The sequence below is a fragment of the Serratia sp. H1w genome (genome assembly GCF_000633355.1).
Taxonomy (GTDB): Bacteria; Pseudomonadota; Gammaproteobacteria; order Enterobacterales; family Enterobacteriaceae; genus Chania.
Genome location: NZ_AYMQ01000142.1, coordinates 1 through 14,877 on the forward strand (window position 1 = coordinate 1; position 14,877 = coordinate 14,877).

Consider the following 14,877-nt stretch of genomic DNA (forward strand, 5'->3'; position numbering starts at 1 on the left):
GTAGGACACTGCCAGGCATCAATTAAGTAGAAAGCCTCATGCGAAAGCATGGGGCTTTTTGCTATGGGTCGAAAATGGAAATAGCCCCTCACCCCAACCCTCTCCCGCAGACGGATCGAGAGCAGCATAAGCCTCTGTTTAAGGGAGAGGGGGCTGGTCCGATGTCGTGAGTGAGCCTGTGCGGCTGCGGAAAGAATGGGGAAATATCAACGGACTCGATCGGTTCCCTCTCCTGGGGGATAGGGTTAGGGTGAGGGTAATTACTCAGCTCTCAGCGTGCCAGATGATAAATGCTATAACCCGTCGCAGCCCCCGCCACATCCCAGGCAAAATCCTTCCAGCTCCAGCCCGTACCGCCTTCCCGGCTGTCATACAATTCCTTCGCCGCGCCCAAGCCAATCGAAAATAGCAGACCAAAACTGCGGCTACGCGCCTCATTCCAATTCTGATGATCGCCATAGGCTGCGCCAGCGGCGGCAAAGGCAGCGGAAGCAACGAAGTGCTGAGCCTTATCTTTGCCGGTCCAGCTATCATTGGCCATATGGGTACAACCACTGGAAAACAGCAGTACCGGAAGAAGGATAAGCAGGTGGAGTGGGCGCATAGTGAAAACATCCTGTCTCAATATGTACAAAAAAGCCCGGCAAGCCGGGCTGTATGCAGACGTTAATTATAGCGAGATTACAGTATACGGCTAATCAAACGATCGATACGGATCCGACGTAGACGACGGATCAACTTGCGTACCTTGACCGGATATTCCTGAATGGTTTGCAGCTCGAGATAGTGACCCACCACCGTGGTATGGGTGCGAATGGTCTCCAGCTCTTTATGGCGTTGTTCCTGCATCTCGTGCTTGGGATCGTGGAACAGGATGGCATTCTCCAGATCCAGCCGCCAGGCGCGCGGATTGAGGTTGTTACCGGTGATTAGCTGCCACTCGTCATCGACCCACATTCCTTTCAGATGATAGCTGTTATCACCGTCTTTCCACAGGCGCACAATCAACTGGCCGGTATCAACATAGCGTTGCAGGCGGCTCAAGAAGCGGCGCAGGTTGATTTCGTAGAGGTAAGGCAGCGCGCCGATAATCTTGAACGGCTGATCTTCCGGAATGTAGAAGTCATTAGCCGTCTTGTCACCCACGATAATCTCTACCTGTTTCCCCTGGCGCAGCAGATAAATGATATTGCGCACCAGCAGGGCCGGCAGGTTGAAATAAGGCGTGCAGAGCGTCAGTTTCTGATCGGTGCTGGACATCAGATGGTGGATGGTTTTGTTCAGAATGCTTTGCTTGCCCAGGCCGACTAACGGGGTGACCGCCAGTTCGTCATTACTGGCGTTACCCTGAAACTGATAGGCAGCACGACGCAGGCCAAAGCGGAACAGGCGGGTTTCGTTCTTGATCTCGGGGCTTTTCGGCCTGTCAGCACGATCGAGACGCTGCACGGCACCCGCGGTTAGCAGATGCTGTTTGATGTAATCGCACAGGGTTGATGCCAGTAGTTTGTTGGTGATCAACTGATAACGATCGTAACGATACTTCTCATGCTGGTGCAGGTAGACATCGTTAATACTGGCACCGCTGTAGATTACGGTATCATCAACGACAAAGCCCTTCAGATGCAGTACGCCCAGAGCTTCACGGGTATTGACCGGCACACCGTAAATCGGCACTGAAACCTGCGGATGCTGTGTTGCCATAGCGCAATACCAGTCGGCATTGGTGTTGGCCGCTGCCGCGCCAATACGCCCACGCTGAGCGCGATGCCAGTCCACCAAGACGCAAATCTCCAGCTCAGGGCGCTGCTGCTTGGCCTGATAGAGTGCATTGAGGATGTCACGGCCCGCGTCGTCATGCTCCAGATAGAGCGCTACCAGATAAATGCGGCTTGTTGCGTTAGCGATCGATTCCAGCAGCGTTGCCCGGAAATCAGCCGGCGCATAAAGGGTACGGACATCAGCAACCGTCTGGGGGAGTTTGGGCAGTTGTGCAAGGTGTTGTTGATGTTTGCTACGTTTAAATTTTGACAACATCACAGTGCGCTTCTTCTCTCATAATTGGATGGCCGGAACGCCACTTTCATGAATACAATTCTTCGAACAATCGGGCGATAATACCACTAGTTGCCCCGATTGTGCGTATGTTTTGCGGTTAAGTGGTGGATTCGTATTACATTGCGACAGCGGTCACGGCGTCTTCGGCTCCTGTAGCGGCAGGGTTAAATTGACAATCCCTTCGTCAATTTGCACATCGACCGTGAACCCCAGCTTTTGTGCCAGGGTGACCATTCCGCGGTTATTCGGCATGGTAATGCCGGTCAGGCGGGTTAGCCCTTGCGCTCGGGCATAGCCGATCATTTTCATTAACAGCTGCCGGCCCAGGCCCAAGCCTTTCAGATCGGAACGCACCAACACGGCGAATTCGGCGTCGGTATTGTCTGGATCTGACAGGGCGCGCGTTACGCCGATGATCTCTTCGCCATCGCGTACTGCCACGAAAGCCATCTCTCGATCGTAGTCGATCTGGGTCATGTTCGCCAAATCGTCGTGGCTAAACTCGTTGATCTCACTAAAGTAGCGGTAATAGAGATCTTCCTTGGTGACGCGGTCGATAAAGTGCTTCAGCGCCGGTTCATCCTCCGGCAGGATCGGGCGGAACAGGCATTGTGAACCATCTTTTAATTCAATGGTTTCTTCCAGCTCATGAGGATAAGGCCGGATCGCCAACCGCGCCTGAGGATCGCCAGTGAAAGGCGTTAACTGCATGGAAACGTCCAACAGGGTAAATTCGCTGCCGGAGGCTAATACCGGATGAATATCGAGGCGTGAGATCTCCGGGCAGTCGAGGATCAGGTTGGAAACCTGCACCAACAGGCGGCTAAGACCTGGGATATCAAGCGGCCGTAGCGCGCTGCGACCACGGATTTTGCCCCCTTTCACCGCCTGCAATACCAGATAACGTGCCAGCGCCATATTCAACGGTGGCAGGGCAACGGCGACCTGGTTTTCCTTGCGCCATTCGATACCGCCTTCGCCCAGCATGATCAGTGGGCCGAAGGTCGCGTCCTGCTCGACGGCAATCCTCAGCTCCTGCGCTCCGGCACGGTTGGCCATGCTTTGTACCAACAAGCCATGGATGCGCGCCTGCGGGTAAGTCCGCTTCACCCGATCGAGGATCGCTTCCGCCGCGCGTTGCACCTCAGTGGCGGTGCGCAAATAAAGCATGACCCCCTGCACCTCGGATTTGTGCGAGATATCTGGCGAGCGCAGTTTCAGCGCGACCGGGTAGCCAATCTGTTCGGCAATGTGTACCGCTTCGGCACTGTCACCGGCAATCCAGGTTGGCAGCGTGCTGAGGCCGTAAGCCTGCAATATCGGCTGTACCTCATGGGTATCCAACTGGCTGGCCCCTTCGGCCAATGCCTGCTGGATCAACTGGTGCGCGGCGGCGGTATTGGCCGTCAGCCCAATAGGAAGCGCCGGGGTTTCTTTCAGCTGTTTCTGGTTACGGCGGTATTCCACCATATGCATAAACGCGGTGACTGCACCTTCTGGCGTACGGTAGGTTGGGATCCCGGCCTCGGTAAACTGCCGGCGGGCCTCCTGAGACGAGTATTCACCACACCAGTTGGTTAACAGCGTGATGCGTTTACCGCGTGGATGCTGACGGATGGCTTCGATGAGGCGTTCGGCGGTCTCAGTGCCCGGAGAGGCGGCGCTAGGGGCATGGATCAGCAGCAGGGCGTCGTAGTCGTGGCTGTCGAGCAACGGTTGCAGGGCTGCCAGATAACGCTTGGGGGTCGCATCATCACGCAGATCGATGGGATTACCAGGCCGAATAAATTCCGGCAGGGCGGCACTCAGCTTTTCCTGCGTTTCCTCAGTCAAGGTTGCCAACTTACCGTTACGGGAGAGCAGTTCGTCCAGCGCCATGGCGGCCGGAGCCGCGCCGTTGCTGATTATCATCAACCGCTCGCCACGCAACGGGTGCATATGGCTTAAGGTTTCGACGGCGGAAAACAGCTCGTGAGTATCCTGCACGCGCAGCAAACCGGCACGCTGGATGGCAGCATCATAGGCGGCATCCAATCCTTGCTGGCTGTTGAGCAATAGCTGTGCCTGCTGACTGCGGCCGCTTTTGATCACCAGGATTGGTTTATTGCGTGAAGCACTGCGGGAAGCGGAAAGGAAACGCCGCGCGTCGTTGATATTTTCCAGGTACAGCAGAATGGCGCTGGTTTTGCTGTCGCGAGCCAGGAAGTCGAGCAGGTCATCGACATCGATATCCAGGCTATCCCCCAGCGCGATAAAGTAAGAGAAGCCAACCTCCCGCTGCTGCGCCCAGTCCAGAATGGTATTGGCCACGGCGGCAGACTGGGAGATAAACGCCAGCTTGCCTTTCTGGATCGGCACCGGCGAAAAGCTGGCGTTGATACCTTGCCAAGGAGCCAGCAGCCCGAGGCTGTTTGGCCCCAGCAGGCGCATTGAGTAACGCTGTGCGGTGGCCTTCAGCTCGGCGAACTGTTCTACGGGGGAGGAGAGCACGATAGCGGTTTTGCAGCCGCGTTCACCCAGAGCTTCGATCAAGGCCAGGTTACGTTGGGCATTGGTACACAGCACGGCCAGATCGGGGGTTAATGGCAGACTGGCGACGTCGGGATAGGCCATTACGCCACAGACTGCCTTGTAGCGCGGCGTGACCGGCAGGATCGGGCCCGTGAATCCTCCAGCCAACAAATTGCGCATCATCAGGTAGCCAGCCCTGCCGGGCTGTTGTGAAGCGCCGAGTACGGCAATCGACTTGGGACGTAATAGCGCTTCTAACCCTCTCTGGCTCATGTTGTCGCTCCTGCTCCTGATCGGTTTGCCTGCAACAGGCAAATTATCGTCTGATTCTAGGCGCTTTGCGGCAGATTTGCTGTGACCGGTGCCTCTGGGCGGTGAGGTTTCCCGGCCAGATACTGTTCGCGGAAGTAATTGAAATGTTGGCTCAGCCCGATTGCGGCCTGTTCATCCCCTGCCTGTTGCAGCAGAGCGGCAGCCACTTCTGCCGTACAGTGTTGCTCGGGGCGGCTGGCTTCACGTAGCAGATAGCCCGATGCGGCCAACACGTTCAGTGAAAATACCGGGAACGCGTTCAGATAGGGGCTTTTACGGAACATCTTGCGCGCTTCCGACCAGGTACCGTCAAGCATGATAAATAGCGGCGGTTTGCCACCGGTGGGCAAGGTGCTTACTACAGGGCGATCGGCATACGAGGCCGGGAATACCACGTAGGGTTGGCGAGTGGGGTCGCTAATGGCGGCTAGTAGGCCAGGATCGATTTCGGTACGCGACCAGGGAAATGCTTGGGTATCGGGCAGGATATCGGCGATCAGACGGCCGGTATTGCTGGGTTTCAATGGCTCAGCACCGAACATGATCAGGCAGAAGCGGCTGTTGGCCTGTTGCGGTTTGATGGTAGCGCACAGGCAGTTTTGCTGCGGCAGCAAGCAGCCCTGACAGCGCACAGCGCGGCAACCCCGAGCCAGAAACGGGCGGGTAGCGCGGTCTAAACGATCTTGGCGCAGGCGAAGTACGGCGTTGTCAGTCATAACTATCCTGAAAAACCGTTATTGTAGCGCAGAAAAAAGCCCGGCGGGAGAGGCGCACGGGCTTTTGGCATGATGCTTTGCCAGCAACAACTGGCGGCATAGTAAGCGCTTTTACGTTAAACTAGCTCGTTAAGCCAGTTATCGAATGGTGCCTTCGGCATCGCACCGTTGAGCAGATCGACCATCTTGCCCTCGCGGAACACCATGATGGTAGGAATGCTGCGGATACGGAAGCGGGCGCTCAACTCGGGCTCGGCTTCGGTGTTGACCTTCACGAAACGCACTTTGCCAGCGCGCTCTTGTGCCACGTCTTCAAAGATTGGCGCAAAGCTACGGCACGGGCCACACCAAGGGGCCCAAAAATCGACCACGATCGGCAAGTCGTCTTGCAGGAGTTGGTCCAGCGTGGCGGCGGTGGCGTTAATCACTTCACCGTCGAACAATTCATGGCCGCAGCGGCCACATTTAGCGCCGTCTGCCAAACGTTCTTCCGGCACGCGGTTGGTGGCATTACATGCTGCACAAACTGTATTCATGATGACCTCTGGGGCTGACGCAGCGCTTGAGCCGCGAATATGTATCTTTAATGTTGCTTATTATCGGTAAAAGTAGGGCATTCGACCAAGTGGTTTGTTCGATGAATTTGATAGATGCTAGCTTTTAGCGCAAGTTGGTGGCTTAGCGCACCAACATCAGGTAATCTTCGCGCCCTGCGCGTTGGTGGAGAAGACAATGAACGATTCATTTAGTGGCAAGAACGGTAAAGTTAAAGTGATGTTCGTCCGTAGTGACGACGATAGCGGCGACAACCGTAACAAGAATAAACGACCTGACGGCAAAGGCCGCCCGGCTGACAATGCACGCTCTGGCCGTGCCGGTCAGGATAAGGCGCGCGGTGGTGACCGTCGGGGTTCCGATCCTCGCCGCAGCAGTGATAGCGATCGTCCTCGCCGCCCGGCGCGCACCGAAGACAGCGGTGGCTATGAGTCACCGTGGAAGACCGTGTCCCGTCCTCCGCAGGAAGAACCTGCGTTTGACCATGGTGGTATCAGCGGCAAAAGCTTTATCGATCCTGAGCAACTGCGTCGCCAACGTGCGGAAGAAACCCGCGTGTATGGTGAGAACGCCTGTAAAGCCCTGTTCGCCAGCCGTCCAGATGCCATTGTTCGCGCCTGGTTTGTGCAATCCGTCACCCCACGTTTTCGCGAAGCGCTGCGCTGGATGGCGGCTAATCGCAAGGCTTACCATGTGGTGGATGAAGAGGAACTGGCCAAAGCGTCCGGTACCGAACATCACGGCGGCGTCTGCTTCCTGATTAAAAAGCGCCAAGGTCTGGATGCGCAGGCTTACCTGCAAAACGCACCGGCCAAAGATTGCGTGCTGGCGTTGGAAGAAGTGGGCAACCCACATAACCTGGGCGCGATCGTTCGTTCTTGTGCGCACTTTGGCGTGAATGGCGTCTTGCTTCAGGATCCTGCGGTGTTGGAATCCGGTGCAGCAGTGCGTACGGCAGAAGGCGGGGCGGAACATATCAAGGCAATCAATGCCGATGATTTCCTCTCCGTGCTGGATACGTTCCGCAAAGCGGGTTACACCATCGTGACTACTTCCAGCCATAAAGGCACGCCGTTGGCGCAGGCTAAACTGCCAACCAAAATGGTGCTGGTGTTAGGCCAGGAGCGTGATGGCCTGAGTGATAGCGCCTGGCAGCAAGGTGATATGAGCGTGTCTATCGGCGGTACTGGCAAAGTCGAAAGCCTGAACGTCTCGGTAGCTACCGGTATTCTGTTGGCCGATTGGTGGCGTCAGAACCAGGCGTAATACTTTACGCGATATAAAAAATGGGCGCCTGATAGGCGCCCATTTTGTTTGTAGCTTGGTCAGTGGGCTCCGCCCCCGCCGCCTCCGGAACTGAATGGCGGTTTGGCGAACCACACCAGCGCTAACAGGATCAGGAACACACCCGCTGATAGCCAGAATATCTCGTTAGCCGAGATGATCAGCCCCTGCGCGGTGATCTCGTTGGCGATAAACCCCGAGGCCTGCTGCTTGCTCATGCCTAGCTGCTCCAGCTTGCTGTACATCTCCTGCGACTGCGGGTTGAACGGGTTCACAAACTCGCTCAGCTGCGAGTGGTGCATCGCCTCCCGGCTGGTCCACAGCGTGGTGGTGATCGAGGTGCCGATAGAACCCGCCAAGGTACGGGTAAAGTTCGAAAGACTCGATGCGGCCGCCATGCGCTCCGGCGGTAACCCGGACAGTGTGATGGTCGTCAGCGGCATAAAGAAGCAGGCGATGGCAAAGCCCTGGAAGAACTGCGGCCAGGCAGAAGCGCCAAAATCCATCCCCGGTTCAAACGTGTAGGCGCGCCAGTAGAAGCACACGGCATACATGATGAAGCTGAACGTCACCAGACGGCGCATATCCAGCCGATTACCGAAGCGGCCGATAATCGGTGACAAGATCACCGGCAGCAGCCCGATCGGCGCAGACGCCAAGCCTGCCCAGGTGGCGGTGTAGCCATAGACCTCCTGTAGCAACTGAGGCAACAGCACGATCGCCCCGAAATACAGCATGTAGGCCAGGCTGATACACAGACAGCCGATGGTAAAGTTGCGTGATTTGAACAGCGACAAATCCACCACCGGGTGATCGTCCGTCAGCTCCCACACCACCAGGAATACCAGCGCCACCACGGCCACCACGGTCAGGACAATGATCTCGGTAGAGTTGAACCAGTCCAGCTCCTTACCCTGATCGAGCATGATCTGCAATGCCCCGATCCCCACCACCAGCAACACCAGCCCGACGGTATCGATCGGTTTGATCTCGGTTTTGGTCTCGCGGCCTTTCAGCGTCGACATCGCCACCAGGATCACGAACAGCCCGATGGGAATGTTGATAAAGAAGATCCAGCCCCAGTGGTAGTTATCGCTGATATACCCGCCAAGGATCGGCCCGAAAATCGGCGCGACGATCACGGTCATCGACCATAGCGCCAGGGCCATCGAACGTTTGGCGGGGGGATAGTTATTCAGCAACAGACTCTGCGATAGCGGGATCAATGGCCCGGCTACCACGCCCTGGATCACACGAAAGAAGATCAGCATGCCCAGACTGTTGGAAATCCCGCACAGCCACGAGGCCAGGGCGAACAGCGCCGTGGACCATAAGAACAGGCGAACTTCACCCACGCGTTTCGCCAACCAGCCGGTGATCGGAATGGAGATGGCGTTGGCCACCCCAAACGAGGTGATCACCCAGGTCCCCTGCGAGTTGGAAGACCCGAGGTTACCCGAAATGGTTGGTATCGCCACGTTGGCAATGGTGGAGTCCAGCACCTGCATAAAGGTCGCCATGGCGAGCGCGACCGTCATCCAGGCAAGCTGGGCACCTTCAAGCGGTTTCTGTGCCAAGGTAGCCTCCCGCTCGCTTAACCGGCGTTTGCATGGATCACATCGGCAATCATCTGATTCACCGGTGCCAGATCCAGCGCCAGCGCGCTGGTTTCAAACAGCGGTTTTTGACGTACCGTATCGGAGAGCACCAGGCCATCCAGATTGGTGGTATCGACTCTGACCAGCGTAGAAAGACCGATACGCAGCGGGTGTTTGGCAACCTGTTGCGGATCCAGTTCAATACGCACGGGTAAACGTTGCACTACCTTGATCCAGTTGCCGGTAGCATTCTGTGCTGGCAGCAGTGAGAACGCGCTACCGGTACCCATATCGATACCCACGACTTTGCCCTGGAACACCACGTCGTCACCGTACAGGTCACTGACCACGGTAGCCGATTGGCCGATACGCATATTGGCGATCTGGGTTTCTTTAAAATTGGCATCGACCCAGACATGATCCGGTGCTACTACGGCCAGCAGAGGCGTCCCTGGGGAGATTTGTGCCCCTACCTGCACGCTGCGGCGTGAAACGAAGCCAGTAATTGGACTGACGATACGGGTACGTTGCAGCGCCATCCAGGCATCGCGCATCTGTGCGCCAGCCTGTAGGATCGCGGGTTGCTGATCCAGCGGGGTATTCAGCACCATCGCCTGATTGGCGTTGTATTGCTGTACTGCGACTTCCAATGCCGCCTTGGCATTGTCTACCGCGTCACGTGCGTGTTGCAGCTCTTCGCGGCCAATCGCATCGGCGTTGCCCAGCACCACGCGGCGCTTGAGGTCATTTTCTGCCTTGCTCAGGTCGGATTTACGCAGCGCAATGTTAGCCTGGTACTGCTTACCGTTGATCACCAACTGACGCGTTTGGCGCACGCTATTGGCCAGCGCGGTTTTAGTCCGTTCAAACGCCTGTTCGGCGTCGGTAGGATCCAGTGTTAACAGCACATCCCCTTTACGCACAAAGTCGGTGTTATCGAAGGTAACGCTGTTCACGCTACCGGACACCTGGGCCATGATCTGCACCTGATTACCGGCTACGTAGGCATCATCGGTCTCCTGGTGATGACGCAGCACCAGGAACCAATAGACTAAATAGGCCACCCCAATCACGATAAATATAAACGTCAACAGCAGCAGCCAGAATTTACGCTGCCGCTTTTTGCCAGCCGGTTGCTGCGGGGCTTGAGTTTCCGCGCTTGCACTCATGGTATTCTCCACGCTCTAAAATTATGCTTTAGGTTCCGCTGCCGCCGGGGCCTGATAGCCACCCCCCAACGCGCGTACCAATGCTATCTTCGCCTGCATCAAGTTGCTGCTGGCATTCAGTTGTGCCTGTTGCTGCTGTAATAGCTGCGTCTGGCTGGTCAACAGTTCATCACGCCCAATCACCCCTGCCTGGTATTTGGCGTTGGCAACCCGGTATACCTCCTGCATGGATTGGGAGGCGGAGGCTGCCTGCAGCAGCTGTTTGCTACTGCTCTGCTGAACGGTGATGGCGTCGGCCGTTTCCTGTAACGCATTGAGGATCGTTTGGTTATAAGAGCCGACGGCCTGATCGTAAAGAGCGGATTCTTCACCCAGCTTGCTGCGTAGCGCGCCGGCATGGAAGATCGGCAGGGAAATGGCCGGAACCACGCCCCACGCCTGGCTGGCGGCTTCAAACAGATTCGGGCTGGTGCCGCCGACGTTGGTGGTGGTCAAGCCAGCAAAGGCCGAGATCGACAGGCTAGGGTAGAACTCTTTGCGTGCCGCACTGACCCGTTGGTTGTAGGACTCCACCAGTTGGCGCTGTGCGGTGATATCCGGGCGTTTACCCAGTAAATCGGCAGTCAGTTCGCCTTTGGGAGCCAACAGCTCCTCGGCAGGCAGTGCCACCGGATGCAGTGATTGCAGCGCATTCGGGCCAAGGCCAGCCAGGGCGGCCAACTGGTGTTTAAGCTGCTCAGTCTGTGACTGCAACTGGATGATCTGCTGTTTGGCACTGTCGGCTTGCGCTTGAGTTTGCTGCGGGATTTCTACGCCGTAGATCCCGGCTTTATATTGCTTTTGGCGCAGATCGGCCAGGCGCTGGTTGTTATCCACCTCCTGTTGCAGCACATTCTCTAGCGCGTAATTGGCTTGTAACTGGTAATAGGCTGAGGCTACCGAACTGGTCAACGTCAACGCGGCTTGTGCCTGCTCGGCACGGGCGGCATCGATCTGTGCTTTTGCCGCATTGACCTGATTGCGGTATTTGCCCCACCAGTCAAACTCATAGGCCAGATTCAAACCCAGCGAGTTAGAGGATTCATACACCGGATTGGGCAGATAGCCAAAGCCCAGGTTGGTGTTTTGTGCCAGGCGCTGGCGGTTGATGCTGCCATTCAGATCCAGGTTGGGCCCGTTGGCGGCACTGGCTTCACCCGCCACGCTTTGGGCTTCACGCACGCGAGCGCCCGCCTGTTGCAGCGAAGGCGAGTTTTGCAGCGTCTGGGTCATCAGGCTATCAAGCTGCGGATCGTTAAGCGTGCGCCACCACTGCGGGCTGATCGCCAGCGAACTGACTTTCGGCTGGGCAAGCTGCAACTGTTGCGGATCCATCATCTTGGATTGCGGAGCAATATTATCGGTAGATGCGCACCCCGCCAGCAGCAGAACGGCGAACAGCGGGGTGAATCTCCAGGTTAACGGGGATCGCATAAAATTGATTACCTGAACAGGAATTATTGGGATAACTGTTCTGAAACTTCCATCTGATCCAACCGGGTCAACAATTTGCGCGTCAGCATTTCCAGCTGTTGCTGCTCCTCGTCGTTGAGTGTGGACCACAGGAAATGCAGACATTTATGCTGCGGCGGCAGCAATTGTTCGAGAAACGCTTCCCCAGCCTGGGTCATATGCAGATGCAGGCAGCGGCGGTCATGGTCGCTTTCCCTGCGCTCAATCCACCCACGTTTCTCAAGTTCATCGGCGATGCGGGTGGCATTGGTGCGCGAAGAACCCAAGGCAGAGCTTAGCTCAGAAGGCTGAATGCTGTGGTTTTCCTGCGCATCCAACGTAATGAGAGCCATAAACAAGGTTTCGTTGATTCCCTGTGCTTTCAGCATTTTATTGCGATTTTCCAGCAGCTTGCCTTGCATGTGCATGCACAGGCGGGTCAGCAGGATTTCCTGATAAGGGAAGTCTTTCTGACGTTTGGCGCGGAAATTCAGCATTTGCTCTATGGGGGTAAACGAGCTTTCCATAATTTAGTGCCTCATTAATTTCGTTCGGTATAGTAACGATAGTGATTAATAATGTAAATCTTCAGCAAGGGGAATAATTTAGCAATTCGTGTCATTTGTAAGTTGTTTGTAAATGCTTAACGCCACAGACCGTAAGGTCTTGTGATTGAAGGCACAAATTTTGCCGTTCCGCGGGCTGAGACAGGTAAGGTTTGCTTATGTTACTGAGCGGGGGACTACGGCATCCTGCAGGGGAGATAGAAGAAAAACTTACGCGAGTAAGGTCGTTCAAGGCACAGGGTGTATAGGTCGCCAATAATTTACGGCGACAATATTACCAGAGAGTAAGTAATTTTTACACCCTGCCGCCTAATAAATTTCCAGGGTTATTATTTTGTTGCTAATTAGCTGGTGGCTGGCCCCTGTGGGTCATGGCGCTTACCTCGCCACCAGGTCAGCAGATTCAGTACGCACAGCACGCCACCAATCGCCGCCACGCCGTTCCAACCAGCATGTTGATAAGCGGCAGCAGAAAGCACCGAACCCACGGCTCCGCCAATAAAATAGCTGGTCATGTAGCCGGCGGTCAGGCGATTACGTGCCTCTGGCATGATGCGGTAAATCACGCTTTGGTTGGTGACATGCACCCCTTGCACCGCCAGATCCAGCACCAGAATGCCGATGATCAAGGCCCACAGGGAATACTGTGCCAGCGCGATAGGGATCCAGGATAGCAACAGCAGTACTAGCCCAATGCTGGTGGTTTGCCCTGCTTTGCCCTTATCGGCCAGATGACCGGCGCGGGAAGCGGCCAATGCTCCGGCAGCGCCCACCAGACCAAAAAGTCCAATCACGCCTTCGGAGTAACCGAACGGCGGGGACGCCAGCAGGAAAGCCATTGAGGTCCACAACACGCTGAAGTTGGCAAACGACAGGGCACCGATGATTGCACGGGTACGCAGTATCGGCGTGAAGCAGAACAGGGAAAAGATGGATTTCAGCAGCTGTGGATAGTTCAGGCCTGAATGAAGCTTGTAACGTGGTAAGGCGCGCCACAGCAGCAACGCCATCAGGATCATCAGCACGCTGGCTACCCAGTAAATGGTGCGCCAGCCGCCAAGGGTCGCTAAGGCACCAGCGACGGTTCGTGCCAACAGGATGCCGAGCAGCAGTCCACTCATGATGATGCCGACGGTTTTACCGCGTTTCGAAGGATGCGCTAGCGTGGCGGCCAGCGGCACCAGCAGTTGAGCCACGACGGAGAACAGGCCGGTGAGCGCGGTACCCAGGATCATCATCGACAAGGTGCTGGATGAGGCGGTAATCAACATGCCCCCGGCGGCTAACAGCGTCATAAAGACGATCAGTCCACGGCGTTCAAACATATCGCCCAGTGGCACCAGAAACAGCAGGCCAACCGCGTAGCCTAGCTGAGCTGCGGTGACGATGAATCCGGCCTGGTTGACCGACAGATTAAAGTTTTGTGCGATGGTTTCCAGCAGCGGCTGGGCGTAGTAGTTGCTGGCTACCGCCAGGCCGGTGGCCATCGCGATCAGCAGCGTTAGTGCAGGGCTAAGGCCCGGGTGTTCAGTTGCTTGGTTCATTGGGTCTTCAATAATGGAAAAACTGTGACCGAAGTATCATGCAGAACAGAATGTTAAACCAATGTATAATTTTCATCTGATCCATCTCATTTCGCGATAGATAACATGAATCTGAAACAGATCCGTTATGCCTTGGCGGTGGCCGAGGAACAGAGTTTTACCCGCGCCGCACAGCGTTGCCATACGGTGCAATCTGCTCTGAGTCATCAGGTAGCCAAACTGGAGGAAGAGCTGGGTTGTACGCTGTTTGAGCGCACTTCGCGCCGAGTGGAACTGACTACTGCAGGACGTGCTTTTATTCAACCGGCGCAGCGGTTACTGGCCGCTAAACAGACGCTGGTGGAGGAGGTGGTGGCCGCCGCTGGCACGGTATCCGGCACGCTGACCATTGGCACCATTTCAACCATTAACGCGATAGACCTTACCGAGAAGCTGGGTGAGTTCCACCGTCATCATCCGGCGGTGAATATTCGGCTGTACGTTGGTATCAGTGAAGTATTGCTGGAGGATATACGCCAGCAGAAGACCGATGTGGCATTTGTCGGCATCTGGCCGGGTGATAAAGACATGCTGCCAGATTCGCACCGGCAGTTAACCGACGAACCGCTGGTTGCGCTGGTGGCCGCAGAGCATGCGTTGGCGGGGTATCAGCGTATCAATCTGCAAACGTTGTCCGAAGTGCCGCTGGTGGATTTCTATAGCGGCACCGGGGCGCGACGGCAGACCGACCGGGCCTTTCAGGCTGCGGGGATCAAACGCCATGTCAGCTTTGAGATCGACCATATTGAATGGTTGGAGAATCTGGTGCGGCGTGGTCTGGCTGCAGGGATTGTACCGATTTCCACGGCCCAGCGATTGAGTTCACTAGTGGCGATCCCGATCGTGGATGGTCCGCGTCGTCAGGTATATTGCGTGTGGAATCAACCTTTGTCGAAGACGGCCGAACGATTTTTACAGTTTACCGAGATGATGTTGCCGGAGTGAGGGCACAGCGAATGAGCCGTGCCCGTTGCTTCTTTACCCGCTCTCTCTCCCTGTGGGAGTGGTTAGGTGAGGGGAGATCGAGTTTGCCG

At 56.1% G+C, this 14,877-nt stretch carries 12 protein-coding genes; 2 read left to right on the forward strand and 10 right to left on the reverse strand.

Translation table 11 applies throughout. The features are described 5' to 3' along the window. Positions 1 to 271 precede the first annotated feature (271 nt). The 5 genes from U869_RS0127055 to trxC all read right to left on the reverse strand — a co-directional run bounded on the left by U869_RS0127055 (position 272) and on the right by trxC (position 6,133). Positions 272 to 604 carry a YfiM family lipoprotein gene (locus U869_RS0127055; protein WP_025122204.1) on the reverse strand — a complete coding sequence of 111 codons (333 nt, stop codon included), beginning with the start codon at positions 602 to 604 and terminating at the stop codon, positions 272 to 274. Between the two features lie 77 nt (positions 605 to 681). Then, entirely contained in the window at positions 682 to 2,037 is a 1,356-nt protein-coding gene (gene pssA / locus U869_RS0127060) for a CDP-diacylglycerol--serine O-phosphatidyltransferase (RefSeq protein WP_025122203.1), read from the reverse strand. 153 nt (positions 2,038 to 2,190) lie between these two features. Next, the gene (locus U869_RS0127065) at positions 2,191 to 4,842 is read right to left on the reverse strand and encodes a bifunctional acetate--CoA ligase family protein/GNAT family N-acetyltransferase (protein WP_025122202.1); all 2,652 of its coding nucleotides are present in this window, start codon (positions 4,840 to 4,842) and stop codon (positions 2,191 to 2,193) included. A gap of 56 nt (positions 4,843 to 4,898) precedes the next feature. After that, entirely contained in the window at positions 4,899 to 5,597 is a 699-nt protein-coding gene (locus U869_RS0127070) for a tRNA-uridine aminocarboxypropyltransferase (RefSeq protein ID WP_025122201.1), read from the reverse strand. 116 nt (positions 5,598 to 5,713) lie between these two features. After that, positions 5,714 to 6,133: a thioredoxin TrxC gene (gene trxC, locus U869_RS0127075; protein WP_025122200.1), complete on the reverse strand. Its 420-nt coding sequence runs from the start codon at positions 6,131 to 6,133 to the stop codon at positions 5,714 to 5,716. A 196-nt stretch (positions 6,134 to 6,329) separates the two neighbouring features. On the opposite strand from trxC, the gene U869_RS0127080 reads away from it, so the two are divergent. Next, positions 6,330 to 7,418, forward strand: a complete 1,089-nt coding sequence (locus U869_RS0127080; protein ID WP_025122199.1) for a tRNA/rRNA methyltransferase — start codon at positions 6,330 to 6,332, stop codon at positions 7,416 to 7,418. A 59-nt stretch (positions 7,419 to 7,477) separates the two neighbouring features. Here the strand turns inward: U869_RS0127080 and emrB are convergent, their stop codons facing one another. The 5 genes from emrB to U869_RS0127105 all read right to left on the reverse strand — a co-directional run bounded on the left by emrB (position 7,478) and on the right by U869_RS0127105 (position 13,804). Further along, positions 7,478 to 9,013 (reverse strand): multidrug efflux MFS transporter permease subunit EmrB, encoded by a 1,536-nt coding sequence (gene emrB / locus U869_RS0127085; protein WP_025122198.1) that lies wholly within the window; start codon positions 9,011 to 9,013, stop codon positions 7,478 to 7,480. Between the two features lie 17 nt (positions 9,014 to 9,030). Further along, the gene (gene emrA / locus U869_RS0127090) at positions 9,031 to 10,203 is read right to left on the reverse strand and encodes a multidrug efflux MFS transporter periplasmic adaptor subunit EmrA (protein WP_025122197.1); all 1,173 of its coding nucleotides are present in this window, start codon (positions 10,201 to 10,203) and stop codon (positions 9,031 to 9,033) included. 21 nt (positions 10,204 to 10,224) lie between these two features. Then, complete coding sequence (locus tag U869_RS0127095; protein WP_025122196.1) at positions 10,225 to 11,676, reverse strand: efflux transporter outer membrane subunit; 1,452 nt, start codon at positions 11,674 to 11,676, stop codon at positions 10,225 to 10,227. A gap of 23 nt (positions 11,677 to 11,699) precedes the next feature. Continuing rightward, positions 11,700 to 12,221, reverse strand: coding sequence for a transcriptional repressor MprA (gene mprA / locus U869_RS0127100; protein WP_021178983.1), 522 nt, complete (start codon positions 12,219 to 12,221; stop codon positions 11,700 to 11,702). 383 nt (positions 12,222 to 12,604) lie between these two features. Further along, positions 12,605 to 13,804 carry an MFS transporter gene (locus tag U869_RS0127105; RefSeq protein ID WP_025122195.1) on the reverse strand — a complete coding sequence of 400 codons (1,200 nt, stop codon included), beginning with the start codon at positions 13,802 to 13,804 and terminating at the stop codon, positions 12,605 to 12,607. 105 nt (positions 13,805 to 13,909) lie between these two features. Here U869_RS0127105 and U869_RS0127110 point away from each other — a divergent pair, with 105 nt between their 5' ends. Further along, positions 13,910 to 14,788, forward strand: coding sequence for a LysR family transcriptional regulator (locus tag U869_RS0127110; RefSeq protein ID WP_025122194.1), 879 nt, complete (start codon positions 13,910 to 13,912; stop codon positions 14,786 to 14,788). The last annotated feature ends 89 nt before the right edge of the window (positions 14,789 to 14,877 follow it).

Excerpts from the sequence above, each read along its gene's own strand:
- U869_RS0127065 (WP_025122202.1), bottom strand. The coding sequence starts at position 4,842 with ATGAGCCAGAGAGGGTTAGAAGCGCTATTACGTCCCAAGTCGATTGCC.
- U869_RS0127055 (WP_025122204.1), bottom strand. The coding sequence starts at position 604 with ATGCGCCCACTCCACCTGCTTATCCTTCTTCCGGTACTGCTGTTTTCC.
- trxC (WP_025122200.1), bottom strand. The coding sequence starts at position 6,133 with ATGAATACAGTTTGTGCAGCATGTAATGCCACCAACCGCGTGCCGGAA.
- U869_RS0127110 (WP_025122194.1), top strand. The coding sequence starts at position 13,910 with ATGAATCTGAAACAGATCCGTTATGCCTTGGCGGTGGCCGAGGAACAG.
- U869_RS0127105 (WP_025122195.1), bottom strand. The coding sequence starts at position 13,804 with ATGAACCAAGCAACTGAACACCCGGGCCTTAGCCCTGCACTAACGCTG.
- U869_RS0127095 (WP_025122196.1), bottom strand. The coding sequence starts at position 11,676 with ATGCGATCCCCGTTAACCTGGAGATTCACCCCGCTGTTCGCCGTTCTG.
- emrA (WP_025122197.1), bottom strand. The coding sequence starts at position 10,203 with ATGAGTGCAAGCGCGGAAACTCAAGCCCCGCAGCAACCGGCTGGCAAA.
- U869_RS0127070 (WP_025122201.1), bottom strand. The coding sequence starts at position 5,597 with ATGACTGACAACGCCGTACTTCGCCTGCGCCAAGATCGTTTAGACCGC.
- U869_RS0127080 (WP_025122199.1), top strand. The coding sequence starts at position 6,330 with ATGAACGATTCATTTAGTGGCAAGAACGGTAAAGTTAAAGTGATGTTC.
- mprA (WP_021178983.1), bottom strand. The coding sequence starts at position 12,221 with ATGGAAAGCTCGTTTACCCCCATAGAGCAAATGCTGAATTTCCGCGCC.
- pssA (WP_025122203.1), bottom strand. The coding sequence starts at position 2,037 with ATGTTGTCAAAATTTAAACGTAGCAAACATCAACAACACCTTGCACAA.